Below are 13,200 nucleotides of genomic sequence, written 5' to 3' on the forward strand. Positions count from 1 at the left end.
CAATGAGATTAATTTGAGTGCCGGCTATAACGCCGGCACTTTCTTTCGGTTAGTCATAACTGATAAAAAAGGTTTGCTGTGAATTTTGAAATCATAACAACAACTGAGCGGTTGGAAATTGTCTGCGAGCATGCCCGCACCAAGGCGGCAGTCATGCTTGATACGGAATTTGTCCGCACGCGTACCCTGTACCCCAAGCTCGGATTGATCCAGCTGTTTGACGGGGACAGTTTGGCTTTGATTGATCCGCTGGAAATTGACGATCTAGAGCCGCTATGGGCCCTGCTCCGCGACCAGTCAGTCACCAAGGTACTGCATGCCTGCGGCGAGGATCTGGAAGTCTTTCAGCATTACGCCGGCTGCCTGCCGACACCAATGATCGATACCCAGGTGATGGCTGCGTTTCTCGGCTATGGCGTCTCTGCCGGTTTCGGAACCCTGGTTAATGACTTCCTGGGGATAGAGCTGGATAAAGGCGAAGCTCGCACTAACTGGTTGGCTCGTCCGCTATCGGCAAAACAGCTCGATTATGCCGCGGCAGATGTGTTTTATCTGCTGCCGCTGTACCAGAAGCTCTCGGCACAGGTTGAAGAGAAAGGATGGCAGGATGCATTGGTGCAGGAGTGTGCTGCGCTTATGCTAAAGCGCATTAAGCCGGTTGACCCCGAGAAAGTGTATCTGGATATCAAGAATGCCTGGCAGCTTGAACCCAAGCAGCTGGCCGTGTTGCAGAAAGTGGCCAAGTGGCGTTTGCTGGAAGCCCGCAAGCGGGACTTAGCTCTGAACTTTATTGTCAAAGAACTGCACCTGTGGAAGTTGGCGCGCTATAACATTCGCTCCAAGGCCGTTATGGCCAAAGAGGGCTTTGATAATATGGAGATTCAGCGCCATGCCAATCGCCTGTTGAAAATGGTGCATGATGTTGATGATATGCCTCCTCAGCAGTACCCGGAAAAAATCGTTCGGCTTGTAGATCTGGCTGGCTATAAGCAGCTGGTGAAGCGGATAAAGGATGAAGTCGCAAAAGTTGAGAAGGAAACAGGCCTTGCCCCGGAGTTTCTGGCCTCCAAGAAGCAGGTCAACCAGCTGATTTCATGGGCGTGGAAAAAGCAAAGGCCTGACGATGATCGTCCCGATATGCTTAAGAACTGGCGAAAGGAGCTGTTCGAAGCGCGTGTTCTCCCTTTGTTGGACAGATAAAAAAAGCCCCGGTTGTAGTGACCGGGGCTTTTATTTTGAATGATGGTTATTTTTCTTCATCCGGCAAGGTGACATTGAGCTCCAGAACAGAGAGATCTTCTTCTTTCTGATCCAGGTTGACACTGACTTGGTCCGGAGTGATCTCAACATATTTGCGGATCACCTCAAGAATGTCTTGTTTTAGCTGCGGCAGGTAGCTAGGCGTGCCTTGGTTGGCCGTACGCCTTTCGGCAACGATGATTTGTAGCCTTTCTTTGGCTACGCTCGCCGTTGTTGGTTTCTTGGGGCGGAAGAACTCTAGCAAAGCCATAGTGAATTAGCCTCCAAACAAGCGTTTAAGGAAGCCTTTTTTCTCTTCCTCTAGGAAACGGAACGGGCGTTCTTCACCCATTAGACGGCCGACGGTATCTTCATAGGCCATACCTGCGTCGGATTCCTTGTCGAAAATTACAGGCTCACCTTTGTTGGAGGCATTCAGTACCGCCTGACTTTCAGGGATCACGCCCAACAGTGGAATGTGCAGTATCTCCTCGACATCACCGACACTGAGCATTTCCCCCAATGTCACGCGAGCAGGGTTGTAGCGGGTCAGAAGCAAGTGCGTTTTCACCGGCTCCAGCGAGTTTTCCGCACGGCGCGACTTGGAATCGAGAATACCCAGGATACGGTCGGAATCTCGGACCGAAGAAACTTCCGGGTTAGTCGTTACAATTGCTTCATCGGCGAAATACAGTGCCATCAGCGCACCGGTTTCAATACCAGCCGGTGAGTCACAGATAATAAAGTCGAAGCCCATCTCATCCAGATCATTGAGTACACGCTCGACACCTTCACGGCTGAGGGCGTCCTTGTCACGTGTCTGAGAGGCCGGCAGCACGAAGAGGTTCTCGACGCGCTTGTCTTTGATCAGTGCCTGGTTGAGGTTGGCTTCACCGTTGATCACATTGACAAAGTCATATACGACACGACGCTCGCAACCCATGATCAGGTCAAGGTTACGCAGGCCGATATCGAAATCAATGACTGCAGTTTTTTTGCCGCTTAAGGCAAGGCCCGATGCGATAGCTGCACTGGAGGTTGTTTTACCAACGCCACCTTTCCCCGAGGTAACAACGATAATACGTGCCATCTATAAATTCCTTATCAAACGTTATAAAGCCAAATGCTCTATGTTTAAATTATTTTCAGCAAGTGAGATAACGACACCTTTACCCCAGAACTCAGCTTCAATTTTATCACTTAGCCAGTAGTTTCCGGCAATGGAAATCAGTTCAGATTGCAAATTTTGACAAAAAATACGCGCCTGTTGCTGGCCGCTGGCCCCGGCAATTGCTCGGCCGCGCATAGTACCGTAGATATGGATACAACCATCGGCAATAATTTCCGCACCGGCACTGACATGGTTCATAACTACCAGATCACAGTTTTTGGCATAGATTTGTTGGCCTGAGCGTACTGGCGTGCGAATAATCCTGGTTGGCTCCATGGCCGTTTCGGCCGCTTTAGTTTGTCGTGCAGCATTCATGATAGCAAACCCGGCGCGCTTTGCCTGACTTTGCAATTGAGTATCTTTACAGCCACTTATCCCTACAGGGATCATTCCTGCCTTTTGCACTTCCGATTTTAATGTACTGAAGTCGATGTTGTTGCCGGCTTGGCTAATGTCGATGACGACGGGTGCAGCGGCGAAGAAATTGGGCGCCTGACTGACTTTTTCTTTTAAAAAGTCCGTCGCCTTTTCGATGTCCCCATCAACAAGATGCAGGGCCGAGAGCGTGAAAGAGCTCCCTTTCAGTTCTGCTGGTTTTGTCATACTCATTTAATGACTGTCGCTTAATTAGCCGTTAAGGCTCGTTATCACATAGATACTTGCATGTTATATTCCCAAGGGTATATCAGCAAGCTATCCTTGCTTTAGCGTTGGAAATTCAGACAAGCGTCCCATCTGTGCCGTCTTAGACTGGCTATTCGAGGGAATGATTTCGCAAAATCGCGGTCTGAATGAGATGAAAGCTTTAACGAACAGGCTATTTTTAATGTTTTGTGCAATCTACAAAAGCCCTAAGAAAGAAAACACATATCTATATATCAATACTAAAGATGACTTCTCAGATGTTCCTGAGAGTCTTATGGCAACCTTTGGTACTCCGCAGTTTGTGATGGTACTTAAGCTTGATAATGGACGTAAATTAGCACTGGCTGATGTGGAGAAGGTAAAAGAAGCTCTGGCGACAGTTGGTTATTACCTTCAGGTTCCACCGCCAGTTACGAATTTGCTTGAGAAATATAAGGCCGACAAAGTCGGAAAAGATGCAAAAGGGTAACTATGCGTAAGAGATTGATGTCGGCCCTGGTGGCCTTAGGTTTAGGGATCTCGTCATCGGCCTTTGCGGCCGATGCAGGGTTTGACGAATATGTACTCGGGCTGAAAGCTGAAGCCCGGGAAAATGGAATTTCAGAGTCGATAATCAACTCTGCTTTTGACGGTATTACATTTACTGAGCGTGCCGTTAAGGCTGATAAAAACCAGCCTGAAAAAAAGCTGACCTTAGATGAATATATCCCCCGGGCAGTTCCGGAATGGAAAGTTAAGCAAGCAAACCAGTTATATCGGAAGCACAAAACGGCATTGGATAAAATTGGTCGGCAGCTGGGCGTACAGCCAAGGTTTATTGTCGCCCTGTGGGGCGTAGAAAGTAACTTCGGTCGTCTGATGGGAAATTACAATGTGATTGAAGCGCTCTCTACATTAGCTTATGAAGGGCGCCGAGAAGCTTTTTTCCGTGGCCAGGTGATGGCGGCGCTAGAAATTTTGGATGCCGGACATATCACCCCAGCGAAGATGAAAGGTTCCTGGGCGGGAGCGATGGGGCAGCCTCAGTTTATGCCGACGTCATTTTTAGCCTATGCGGTCGATGGAAATAATGATGGTCGCATTGATATTTGGAACACGGAGGCAGATGTATTTGCCTCGGCAGCCAATTATCTGAGCAAGTCAGGCTGGGATGATAAATATACCTGGGGACGGCAGGTGAAAATACCGAATGGTATAGATGAGTCACTTCTGGGTATTGAAAAGGATAAAGGTCGTCCTCTGGCAGAATGGCAACAGCTAGGTGTCAGAAGATTAAACGGGCAGTCTCTACCCAAGGCTGATATTAAAGCTTGGCTTATTCAACCCGATGATAATCATGGCAGGGCATACTTGGTATACGGAAATTACCAGACGTTGCTAAAGTGGAATCGATCACATTATTTTGCGCTCGCTGTTAGCCACTTGGCTGATCAAATACGATAAGGTTGAAAAGAAAGCCAGACATAATGTCTGGCTTTTTTATCTTTGATAAAACACGCTGAGTTCTATCGTCAGAGTTATTAATTCAATGAATGGTATTTGATTTCCGCCCAGCAGCTAGCCCTTTATAGGGAGGCATGACAGGCATGTCTGCGAAGGCCAGATACAAAAAAGCCTGGAATTATTCCAGGCTTTTGTTCAGCTTATATTCAGCGTTTATTTGATTTCGAACTCTTCTAGAGATTTGCCTTCATCAAGTGCTTTCTTCAGTGCACTTGGTGTACGGCCTTGACCTGTCCAAGTTTTTTCTTCGCCGTTTTCATCAAGGAATTTATATTTAGCAGGACGAGCAGCACGTTTTGCTTTAGGAGCTTTGCTTAGTGTTGCCAGTAATTCTTCCGGGTCGATGCCGTCAGCTAGAAGCATTTCACGGTACTGAGCCAGTTTCTCGTTACGTTCATTTTCTTTTGCACGTTCTTCAGCTTCAGCTTCTTCACGTTCAGTAACGACAGTTTGTAGTTTCTCTAGAGCTTCTTGAAGTTGTTCTAGAGTATATTCACGAGAAAGAGCGCGAAGGCTACGTAGGTTTAACAGCGCTTTCATTGCATCAGACATTTTTAATTTCCTGTTGGCCTAAAACTATTTTAAATAATAATAGCAGTCTCAAATCAATAATTGCAATAATAATACTTTTAATACCCTGATGCCAAATAAAATATCCACTCTCTATTTGAAATTTTTCTAATTGGGTTCAAATAATCTCATTTGTAATAACATCTAACCCATGCTGTTAGTGCAATTAATCAAGAGAATAGTGGTATTGATCAGAATAATTAAGTGCGTGCTATTTCATATTGGGGCAATATAGAGGCTCGATAGTTGGTTGTTTTTTCGGCATGCGAGCAAGATTATTCACTATTCGTGTTAATTTTTTCACTTGAAGTTGTTGCAAATGAATCGCTATCCCGTAGAATTAGCCATTCCTTGACTAAGGGTAGAGGCGCATTGTCTATAAGTAGCAGGTTGGAGGGTGATTCCAATGATGATCTGCAAAAGGAGCCAATGCCGAAGTAAGTAAGGATTATCACTCCTTCTTGCTGGGGTTGTCACCGAATAGGGGCAACACTGCCATAGTATATAATTACATTAACTATGGAGCGCTACTGTGGGGTCGGAAAAGGTAACATCCTCTTCTTATGCTCTTTTCTCGCGACATTGTCGTGTTCAGCAGTAGATCTCCAACCAAAATCGGTTGTTATTGAGATCATGAACATTGTAGATTTTTCCCATTCTTCTATTTCGCTTCTACCGCCATTGGTGGCGTTAGGTCTAGCGATTTTAACTCGCCGCGTTTTGATTTCATTAGGCGTTGGTGTCCTTCTCGGCTCATTGTTATTGACTGACTTCTCCTTTGGTGCAACGGCAGGATATGTCGGTACCACAGTGAAGGGACTTTTCATTGATGACGGAGCAATTAATAGCTGGAATATGAGTATCGTCGCCTTCCTTATTTTACTGGGGATGACGACGGCATTATTGACGCTCTCGGGCGGTACCCGTGCGTTTGCCGAGTGGGCGCAGACCAAAATTAAAAGCAAACGTGGCGCTAAGCTGCTGGCTGCTTTTCTGGGTGTATTCATTTTTGTCGATGACTATTTTAATAGCTTGGCAGTGGGCTCGATTTCCCGTCCGGTAACTGACCGCTTTTATGTGTCCCGTGCAAAACTGGCCTATATTCTCGACTCAACGGCTGCTCCGATGTGTGTGCTGATGCCGGCATCCAGCTGGGGTGCTTATATTATTACCCTGATTGGCGGTATTCTGGTTTCACATGGCATCACTGAATATTCAGCATTAAGTGCATTTATTCAGCTTGCTCCAATGAACTTCTATGCGGTCTTTGCACTATTAATGGTATTTGTTGTGGCCTGGTTCCAGCTGGATATCGGTGCAATGAAGAAGCATGAACTTCAGGCGAGCCATGGTCATGGCTTTGACGACGGCGATGATGACAGCCAGGCAAAGGATCTGAATGACGAGCTGGAAATTGAAGAAAGCGATAAGGGCCGTGTATCCGATTTGATCATGCCAATTGTTGCCCTGATCTTCGCGACCTTCTTCTTTATGATCTTCACCGGTTACCAGGCGCTGGCTGCCGACGGTCTTGCCTTTAATATTCTGGGCGCGTTTGAAAATACCGATGTTGGTATGTCGCTGGTATACGGCGGTACTGTTGGTCTGCTGGCTGCGCTAGTACCAGTATTGCGCCAGCGTCTGCCAATGGCTGATGTTACCAGTACGATGTGGATTGGTGCGAAGTCAATGTTTGGTGCCATCCTGATCTTGTTGTTTGCCTGGAGTATCGGTAGCGTGATCAGCGATATGGCAACGGGTAAATACCTCTCGACCTTGGTGCAGGGCAATATCAACCCGATGCTACTTCCGGCAATCCTGTTCCTGCTGGCAGGTCTGATGGCGTTCTCGACCGGTACCTCTTGGGGGACATTCGGTATTATGCTGCCTATCGCCGGTGACTTGGCGGGAGCGACTGAGATTGCTCTGATGTTGCCGATGCTGGGCGCAGTACTGGCCGGTTCGGTGTTTGGTGACCACTGTTCGCCAATCTCGGATACGACAATTCTGTCTTCAACCGGTGCACGCTGTCACCATATTGACCACGTTGCAACGCAGCTACCATATGCTGTAGCCGTGGCGGTGGTATCGACAGTCGGCTTCCTAGTGCTGGGTTTGACCAGCTCGATGGCTGTGGCATTCATGGCAGCAACAATTACCTTTATCCTGGTTTGTCTGCTGCTGATGTGGCTGTCTCGTCGCCCTTCAGCGCTGGCCGCTAATATGAAAAGCTAATAACTTCCAGCTTCTGTTTTGATGAAAAGCCTGCAATGTGATTGCAGGCTTTTTTCTTATCTTCCGCTTAGTATTTGTTACCTTTTCATTGATGCTGACGCTTTTAATTCGGTGCCGTTTTCTGTAGCATTTCGGCAGTTTTTTTGCGCTTGGACGGGGAGCCTTATGGCCCAGATGTATTTCTATTACTCGGCAATGAATGCGGGTAAGTCAACGACGTTATTACAGTCATCTTTTAACTATCGTGAGCGTGGAATGACTCCGGTGATCTTTACCGCTGCTATCGATGACCGCTACGGCAAAGGCAGGGTGAGTTCGCGTATCGGGCTACAGGAAGATGCTGAACTGTTTAATTCGAAGGATGATTTGTACTGTAAGCTTCAGGATATTCATGCAACGAATAAAATCGACTGTGTATTAATTGATGAGTGCCAGTTCCTCACCAAAGAGCAGGTATATCAGTTGACCGAGGTAGTGGATAAAATGCATATTCCTGTCTTGTGTTACGGCCTGCGCAGTGATTTCCGTGGTGAATTGTTCGAGGGAAGCAAATACTTGCTGTCATGGGCCGATAAGCTGGTCGAGCTGAAAACTATTTGCCACTGTGGCCGAAAAGCCAATATGGTGATCCGACAGGATGAAACCGGCCGTGCGATAGCCGATGGTGATCAGGTCGAAATTGGTGGTAATGACCGATATGTGTCTGTTTGCCGCAAGCATTATAAAGAAGCGCTTGGCCGCTAATTCCTGTTGAAACAAACAGTCGATTTGAAAAAGCCTGAGTCATGGACTCAGGCTTTGTTATTTCTGCGCCGCTAACGGAACCCGTTCGGAAGGGCTTTGGTTATCTAAATCCGGCTTATTTATGACGCTCTTGCAGCTTGGCCGTGACATCAGACAAAGAGAGTCCTTGGTCCTGAAGCAAGACGATCAGGTGATAGATCAGATCCGCCGACTCGCAGACTAGCTCCTTCTTGTCACCCGACGTTGCCGCAAGCGCGACTTCAACGCCTTCTTCGCCCACTTTTTGCGAAATACGCTTGGTACCGCGGGCGTAGAGGCTGGCGGTGTAGGAGGAGTCAGGATCGGCATCTTTACGAGCAGCCAGAACTTGTTCAAGTTGATGAAGGAACACCAGGGCAGGTTGCTCGTCCTGTCCTTCGATGGCGTTATCGCTGTCAAAACAGGTGGTGGTACCCAGGTGGCAGGTCGGGCCGACAGGATTTACCTTAACCAGCAGGGTATCCTGATCACAGTCTAGCTTGATGCTTTTTAGCTCCAGCACGTTGCCTGAGGTTTCTCCCTTGGTCCACAAGCGGCTCTTGGTACGTGACCAGAAGGTAACCTGCTTGGTTTCCAGGGTTTTATTCAGAGCCTCGTCATTCATATAGCCCAGCATCAGCACCTGGCCGCTGGTATTGTCCTGAACAATGGCGGGGACCAGTCCGTCTACTTTTTCCCAGTTAATGCTTGTTGTTAGACTCATAGTCGGATCTCCACGTCCTGTTGTTTCAAATACTGCTTAAGTTCACCGATATTGATGACTTGTTTGTGGAAGACAGAAGCGGCTAGGGCACCGTCTACATTGGCTTGGTTGAAGGCATCGGCAAAGTGAACCATTTCACCGGCACCGCCGGATGCGATAAGCGGGACATGGCACACTTCACGCACCATATTAAGCTGAGTCAGATCATAGCCGTTGCGAACGCCGTCCTGGTTCATCATGTTCAGGACAATCTCGCCGGCACCGCGTCGCTGCACCTCCTGTACCCAGTCGCGCGTTTCCCACTGGGTCGCCTTGGTACGCGCCTCGTCACCGGTAAACTGGTACACCTGATATTTGCCGGTATCGGCATCGAAGTAGGAGTCAATGCCGACAACGATGCACTGCACGCCAAACTTATCGGCCAGTTCGGTGATTAGCGCCGGGTTGGCCAGAGCCGGTGAGTTGATAGAGACTTTATCGGCGCCAAATTGCAGGATGCGGCTGGCATCTTCTGCTGACTTAATACCGCCGGCGACACAAAACGGGATGTCGATAACCTCGGCTACCCGGGCTACCCAGCTTTTGTCGACCACCCGGCCGTCGCTTGAGGCGGTGATATCATAGAACACCAGCTCGTCAGCCCCTTCTTCGGCGTAGCGCTTGGCAAGCGGTACAATGTCACCGATGATTTCGTGATTCCGGAACTGAACGCCCTTTACCACCTGTCCGTCACGGACGTCTAAACAAGGAATGATTCGTCTTGCTAGCATACTGTTACTCCTTGTCTGTTAGCTGTTCCAGCACTGAAAAGCTTCTTCAGCGCTGAACTTTCCGTCGAGTAGTGCACGACCGACAATCACGCCCGCCACACCACTTCCCTTGAGGGCTTCGATATCTTTCAGGCCGCCGATGCCGCCCGAAGACTGGAACTGCACCTGCGGATACTGGGCACAAAGATCGACATAGAGTTCGACATTTGACCCGGCCAGTGTGCCGTCACGGGAGATATCGGTACACAGTACATGCTTGAGGCCGACGGTGAGGAAGTCATCCAGCAGGGCTTCGATACTGACCCCTGAGTCTTCCTGCCAGCCCGAAATGGCAACATGGCGGTTGCCGTCTTCGTCGATGTTGACGTCGAGCGCCAGAACAATATGTTCCGGGCCATATTTTTCCATCCAGCCTTTGACCAGCTCCGGCTGTTTTACCGCTGTCGAACCAATAACCACTCGCTGGGCACCGGCTGCCAGCAGATCAGCGACGTCCTTTTCGGTTCTTACTCCGCCGCCAATCTGAATGTTGGCAGGGGTACTGGCGAGCAACTGGCTGATCAGTTCCAGCTGACGCGCCGAGGTGTCTTTGGCCCCGGTTAGATCAACCAGGTGCAGCCAGTCGGCCCCGGCCTGGTTATAAAGCTTGAATTGTTCGGCAGGGTCGACTTTGTATTCTGTGACTTGGCCGTAGTCGCCCTGAAAAAGGCGAACAACCTGGCCGTTAATTAAATCAAGTGCGGGAATAATCATCCTAAGTCCTTTTGATGTGTTTTAGCTCGCTGAGTTAACAAGTCACATCTCTAAAAAGTTTTTAATGAGCTGGGCACCGGCTTTGCTGGAGCGCTCGGGGTGAAACTGTACCCCGTAGTAGTTCCCGCTCTGCACTGCTGCCGTAAAAGGCTGCCCATATTCACAGCGGGCGATAGTATAGCCGCTTTGTTCTACTTCTTCGGCTGAAACCGGCATCGCATAGCTGTGAACAAAATAGAAATAGCTACCGGCTGGAATGTCCTTAAACAGCGGGTGTCCTTCCGCAGGAGAAACAGTATTCCAGCCCATGTGCGGCAGCGGCAGCGAGCCGGTTTCCAGCTTTTTAATCGGGGCATCACACAGTGCAAGACACGGGACGAGCTCGGTGCCGCTCTGGCCCTGCTCCTCAGAGAAGGCGCCCAGTAGCTGCATGCCGAGACAAATGCCCAGCAAGGGCTTGTCGACCTGTTTGACAAGCTCGACTAAGTCACGTTGTTCGAGGTTGTTCATTGCCTCGCTGGCGGTGCCGACGCCCGGTAAGAACAGCTTGTCGGCGGCCAGTACAATGCTTGGCTCCTTGCTGACGGTGACGGTGTAGCCAAGGCGCTCGATGGCAAACCGGACCGATGAGACATTGGCGCAGCCTGTATCAATAATGACGACTTTCTGGTTCTCGCTGGCCATTACAGTACTCCTTTACTGCTCGGTAGTTCGGTCCCTTCTACCCGGATAGCCTGGCGTAATGTACGGCCAAACGCCTTGAACAGGCTCTCAACGATGTGGTGATCGTTCTCACCCGTCGAAGACAGGTGCAGGGTACAGGCCAGGGTATCGGTGAGTGAACGGAAGAAGTGCGACACCATCTCTGTCGATAGATCACCCACTTGCTCGCGACCGAAATCGGCATCGAATTTTAGGAACGGGCGGCCGGACAGATCCAGCGCACATTGTGCCAGGCATTCATCCATTGGCAGGCTGAAGCCAAAACGGCCAATTCCGCGTTTGTCTCCCAAGGCATCTTTCAATGCTTGTCCGAGCGCCAGTGCGGTATCTTCGACACTGTGGTGGTCATCAATGTGCAAGTCTCCCTTGACGGTCAGCTCCATGCGGAAACCGCCGTGGGTGGCAATTTGATCCAGCATGTGATCGAAGAAGCCAAGGCCGGTTTCGATCTTGTTGCCGCCAGTCTCATCAAGGTTAACTTTGACCCGGATATCGGTTTCCTTGGTGGTACGTACCACCTCGGCGATCCTTGGATTGGTAGTCAGATCCTTAACGATCTGTTGCCAACTCATCGTCTCGGGGTTGTACTGGATCCCGCGAATGGCCATATTCTCGGCAAGTTGCAGATCGGTCTGGCGATCGCCGATAACTGCCGAGGTGGCGAAGTCCACTCGACCTTGCTGCAGGTACCCCTTAACAAGCCCCAATTTAGGCTTGCGGCAGCTGCAGTTGTCTTCGTCGAAGTGCGGGCAGATCAGGACATCATCGAACTTGACGCCCTGTGACTCGAAGATTTCCATCATCATGTTGTGTGGCGCATCGAAGTCTTGCTGCGGGTAGCTGTCTGTGCCCAGGCCGTCCTGGTTGGTTACCATGACAAGTTTATAACCTGCATCCTGAAGCTGAAGCAGTGCCGGGATCACGAAGGGCTCAAGCTTGAGCTTATCCAGGCGGTCAACCTGAAAATCTTCGGGTGGCTCGACAATCAGGGTGCCGTCGCGATCAATAAATAGAATCTTTTCCTTGCTCACAATGTTCTTCCTTTAATGCTTAATTCTGGGTCAGCTGCTCGCGGATAAATGCCAGCGTCTTTTCACATTCATCGCGGTTGCCGATACTGATGCGAATACAGTTTTCAATCGGGGAGCGACGCAAAATAATGCCGTGGTCCCACAAGGCTGCGAACAGGGCGTCTGCATCCGGGAATTTCACCAGCAGGTAGTTGCCATAACCGTCGAAGACAGTGACACCTTCGAGCATGCCCAATCCGGCCTGTAGATAGGCGCGGTTGGCGTTGAGATCGAGCACCTGGAACTTGGTCTTTGCCAGCCCGGCAGGTGAGAGGGCCTGTACGGCAATGTCAGTGACAGGAACCGGGACCGGGTAGGGGGCAATGACTTTGAGCAGTAGCTCGATAATTTCCGGATTGGCCAGTGTAAATCCGCATCGTAGACCAGCCAGTGCAAAGGCTTTTGACAGGGTACGCAGGATGACCAGGTTCGGGTAGCGATCCAGTAAATCGACCGTGGAGGCTTCCGGGCAGAAATCAATGTAGGCTTCGTCGACCACAACCAGCGCATTATCTGCCGCCATATCAAGCAGCGCTTCAATATCCTGACGGTCAAGCAAGTTGCCGGTCGGGTTGTTCGGGCTGCAGACAAAAATCAGTTTTACACCGTCGAGGTTGTCGCGGATGGAGGCGAGATCCAGCTGCCAGTCAGCGGTCAGCGGGACCGTTTTGGCGCTGACATCAAATGTCTCGGCACTGATCGCATACATACCATAGGTCGGCGGGCAGTATAGAATGCTATCCTGATTCGGTTCGCAGAAGGCACGGATCAGCAACTCGATGCCTTCGTCTGCCCCACGGGAAGTGAGCACCTGCTCTTTCTTTATTCCCGCGTAGTCGGCATAGGCCTGGATCAGCTCTTCTGGCTGGCAGGTACTGTAGCGATTGAGGCGATCACACTTGATGTTGTATTCATTGGCGAAGGGAGACTCGTTGGCATTGAGCCAGATATCACCGCTGCCACCGAGGCGGCGGGCTGACTGATAGGGTGTCAGCTCCCGGACTGTTTTTCTCGCTAGCTTTGAAACTGTCATAC

The 13,200-nt window shown here is 49.9% G+C and carries 15 protein-coding genes and 1 riboswitch; of the genes, 5 read left to right on the forward strand and 10 right to left on the reverse strand.

Going from position 1 to position 13,200, the window contains the following annotated elements:
- Nucleotides 1–78: 78 nt before the first annotated feature.
- Nucleotides 79–1,200 (forward strand): ribonuclease D, encoded by a 1,122-nt coding sequence (rnd, locus tag L4D19_RS08575; RefSeq protein ID WP_075768325.1) that lies wholly within the window; start codon nucleotides 79–81, stop codon nucleotides 1,198–1,200.
- A 46-nt stretch (nucleotides 1,201–1,246) separates the two neighbouring features.
- On the opposite strand, the gene minE is transcribed toward rnd, so the two are convergent.
- Genes minE through minC form a run of 3 tightly spaced genes read right to left on the reverse strand, consistent with a single transcriptional unit; the run spans nucleotide 1,247 to nucleotide 3,013 of the window.
- On the reverse strand, nucleotides 1,247–1,510 hold the full coding sequence (gene minE, locus L4D19_RS08580) for a cell division topological specificity factor MinE (RefSeq protein WP_428452125.1): 264 nt from the start codon (nucleotides 1,508–1,510) through the stop codon (nucleotides 1,247–1,249).
- 6 nt (nucleotides 1,511–1,516) lie between these two features.
- Complete coding sequence (gene minD, locus L4D19_RS08585; RefSeq protein WP_075768327.1) at nucleotides 1,517–2,329, reverse strand: septum site-determining protein MinD; 813 nt, start codon at nucleotides 2,327–2,329, stop codon at nucleotides 1,517–1,519.
- 21 nt (nucleotides 2,330–2,350) lie between these two features.
- Nucleotides 2,351–3,013 (reverse strand): septum site-determining protein MinC, encoded by a 663-nt coding sequence (gene minC, locus L4D19_RS08590; RefSeq protein ID WP_075768439.1) that lies wholly within the window; start codon nucleotides 3,011–3,013, stop codon nucleotides 2,351–2,353.
- Between the two features lie 223 nt (nucleotides 3,014–3,236).
- On the opposite strand from minC, the gene L4D19_RS08595 reads away from it, so the two are divergent.
- Together L4D19_RS08595 and L4D19_RS08600 are read left to right on the forward strand one after the other, a co-directional pair.
- Nucleotides 3,237–3,524 (forward strand): YcgL domain-containing protein, encoded by a 288-nt coding sequence (locus tag L4D19_RS08595; RefSeq protein WP_075768328.1) that lies wholly within the window; start codon nucleotides 3,237–3,239, stop codon nucleotides 3,522–3,524.
- A gap of 2 nt (nucleotides 3,525–3,526) precedes the next feature.
- On the forward strand, nucleotides 3,527–4,498 hold the full coding sequence (locus tag L4D19_RS08600; RefSeq protein WP_428452126.1) for a lytic murein transglycosylase: 972 nt from the start codon (nucleotides 3,527–3,529) through the stop codon (nucleotides 4,496–4,498).
- Between the two features lie 213 nt (nucleotides 4,499–4,711).
- Here L4D19_RS08600 and L4D19_RS08605 read toward each other — a convergent pair whose 3' ends face one another.
- A complete protein-coding gene (locus L4D19_RS08605) occupies nucleotides 4,712–5,110 on the reverse strand; it encodes an H-NS family histone-like protein (RefSeq protein WP_428452127.1) in 399 nt (132 codons plus the stop codon).
- A gap of 372 nt (nucleotides 5,111–5,482) precedes the next feature.
- Nucleotides 5,483–5,666, forward strand: a riboswitch (Lysine riboswitch).
- Between the two features lie 95 nt (nucleotides 5,667–5,761).
- On the opposite strand from L4D19_RS08605, the gene L4D19_RS08610 reads away from it, so the two are divergent.
- Nucleotides 5,762–7,363, forward strand: coding sequence for a Na+/H+ antiporter NhaC family protein (locus L4D19_RS08610; protein ID WP_428452128.1), 1,602 nt, complete (start codon nucleotides 5,762–5,764; stop codon nucleotides 7,361–7,363).
- Nucleotides 7,364–7,528: 165 nt separating this feature from the next.
- A complete protein-coding gene (locus L4D19_RS08615) occupies nucleotides 7,529–8,107 on the forward strand; it encodes a thymidine kinase (protein ID WP_428452129.1) in 579 nt (192 codons plus the stop codon).
- 115 nt (nucleotides 8,108–8,222) lie between these two features.
- Here the strand turns inward: L4D19_RS08615 and hisIE are convergent, their stop codons facing one another.
- Genes hisIE through hisC form a run of 6 tightly spaced genes read right to left on the reverse strand, consistent with a single transcriptional unit; the run spans nucleotide 8,223 to nucleotide 13,198 of the window.
- A complete protein-coding gene (hisIE, locus tag L4D19_RS08620) occupies nucleotides 8,223–8,849 on the reverse strand; it encodes a bifunctional phosphoribosyl-AMP cyclohydrolase/phosphoribosyl-ATP diphosphatase HisIE (RefSeq protein ID WP_075768333.1) in 627 nt (208 codons plus the stop codon).
- The gene (gene hisF / locus L4D19_RS08625; RefSeq protein ID WP_428452130.1) at nucleotides 8,846–9,619 is read right to left on the reverse strand and encodes an imidazole glycerol phosphate synthase subunit HisF; all 774 of its coding nucleotides are present in this window, start codon (nucleotides 9,617–9,619) and stop codon (nucleotides 8,846–8,848) included. The genes hisIE and hisF overlap by 4 nt, the downstream gene beginning before the upstream one ends.
- Nucleotides 9,620–9,637: 18 nt before the next feature.
- Nucleotides 9,638–10,372, reverse strand: a complete 735-nt coding sequence (gene hisA, locus L4D19_RS08630) for a 1-(5-phosphoribosyl)-5-[(5-phosphoribosylamino)methylideneamino]imidazole-4-carboxamide isomerase (RefSeq protein WP_428452131.1) — start codon at nucleotides 10,370–10,372, stop codon at nucleotides 9,638–9,640.
- A gap of 42 nt (nucleotides 10,373–10,414) precedes the next feature.
- Nucleotides 10,415–11,056 (reverse strand): imidazole glycerol phosphate synthase subunit HisH, encoded by a 642-nt coding sequence (hisH, locus tag L4D19_RS08635; RefSeq protein WP_428452132.1) that lies wholly within the window; start codon nucleotides 11,054–11,056, stop codon nucleotides 10,415–10,417.
- On the reverse strand, nucleotides 11,056–12,126 hold the full coding sequence (gene hisB / locus L4D19_RS08640) for a bifunctional histidinol-phosphatase/imidazoleglycerol-phosphate dehydratase HisB (RefSeq protein ID WP_428452133.1): 1,071 nt from the start codon (nucleotides 12,124–12,126) through the stop codon (nucleotides 11,056–11,058). The genes hisH and hisB overlap by 1 nt, the downstream gene beginning before the upstream one ends.
- A 19-nt stretch (nucleotides 12,127–12,145) precedes the next feature.
- On the reverse strand, nucleotides 12,146–13,198 hold the full coding sequence (gene hisC / locus L4D19_RS08645) for a histidinol-phosphate transaminase (protein ID WP_428452134.1): 1,053 nt from the start codon (nucleotides 13,196–13,198) through the stop codon (nucleotides 12,146–12,148).
- Nucleotides 13,199–13,200 lie beyond the last annotated feature (2 nt).

This window comes from Photobacterium kasasachensis, assembly GCF_050336885.1.
Taxonomy (GTDB): domain Bacteria; phylum Pseudomonadota; class Gammaproteobacteria; order Enterobacterales; family Vibrionaceae; genus Photobacterium; species Photobacterium kasasachensis.

Coding starts and splice junctions, on each gene's coding strand:
- minE (WP_428452125.1), bottom strand. CDS start 1,510: ATGGCTTTGCTAGAGTTCTTCCGCCCCAAGAAACCAACAACGGCGAGC.
- minD (WP_075768327.1), bottom strand. CDS start 2,329: ATGGCACGTATTATCGTTGTTACCTCGGGGAAAGGTGGCGTTGGTAAA.
- minC (WP_075768439.1), bottom strand. CDS start 3,013: ATGACAAAACCAGCAGAACTGAAAGGGAGCTCTTTCACGCTCTCGGCC.
- L4D19_RS08595 (WP_075768328.1), top strand. CDS start 3,237: ATGTTTTGTGCAATCTACAAAAGCCCTAAGAAAGAAAACACATATCTA.
- L4D19_RS08600 (WP_428452126.1), top strand. CDS start 3,527: ATGCGTAAGAGATTGATGTCGGCCCTGGTGGCCTTAGGTTTAGGGATC.
- L4D19_RS08605 (WP_428452127.1), bottom strand. CDS start 5,110: ATGTCTGATGCAATGAAAGCGCTGTTAAACCTACGTAGCCTTCGCGCT.
- L4D19_RS08610 (WP_428452128.1), top strand. CDS start 5,762: ATGAACATTGTAGATTTTTCCCATTCTTCTATTTCGCTTCTACCGCCA.
- L4D19_RS08615 (WP_428452129.1), top strand. CDS start 7,529: ATGGCCCAGATGTATTTCTATTACTCGGCAATGAATGCGGGTAAGTCA.
- hisIE (WP_075768333.1), bottom strand. CDS start 8,849: ATGAGTCTAACAACAAGCATTAACTGGGAAAAAGTAGACGGACTGGTC.
- hisF (WP_428452130.1), bottom strand. CDS start 9,619: ATGCTAGCAAGACGAATCATTCCTTGTTTAGACGTCCGTGACGGACAG.
- hisA (WP_428452131.1), bottom strand. CDS start 10,372: ATGATTATTCCCGCACTTGATTTAATTAACGGCCAGGTTGTTCGCCTT.
- hisH (WP_428452132.1), bottom strand. CDS start 11,056: ATGGCCAGCGAGAACCAGAAAGTCGTCATTATTGATACAGGCTGCGCC.
- hisC (WP_428452134.1), bottom strand. CDS start 13,198: ATGACAGTTTCAAAGCTAGCGAGAAAAACAGTCCGGGAGCTGACACCC.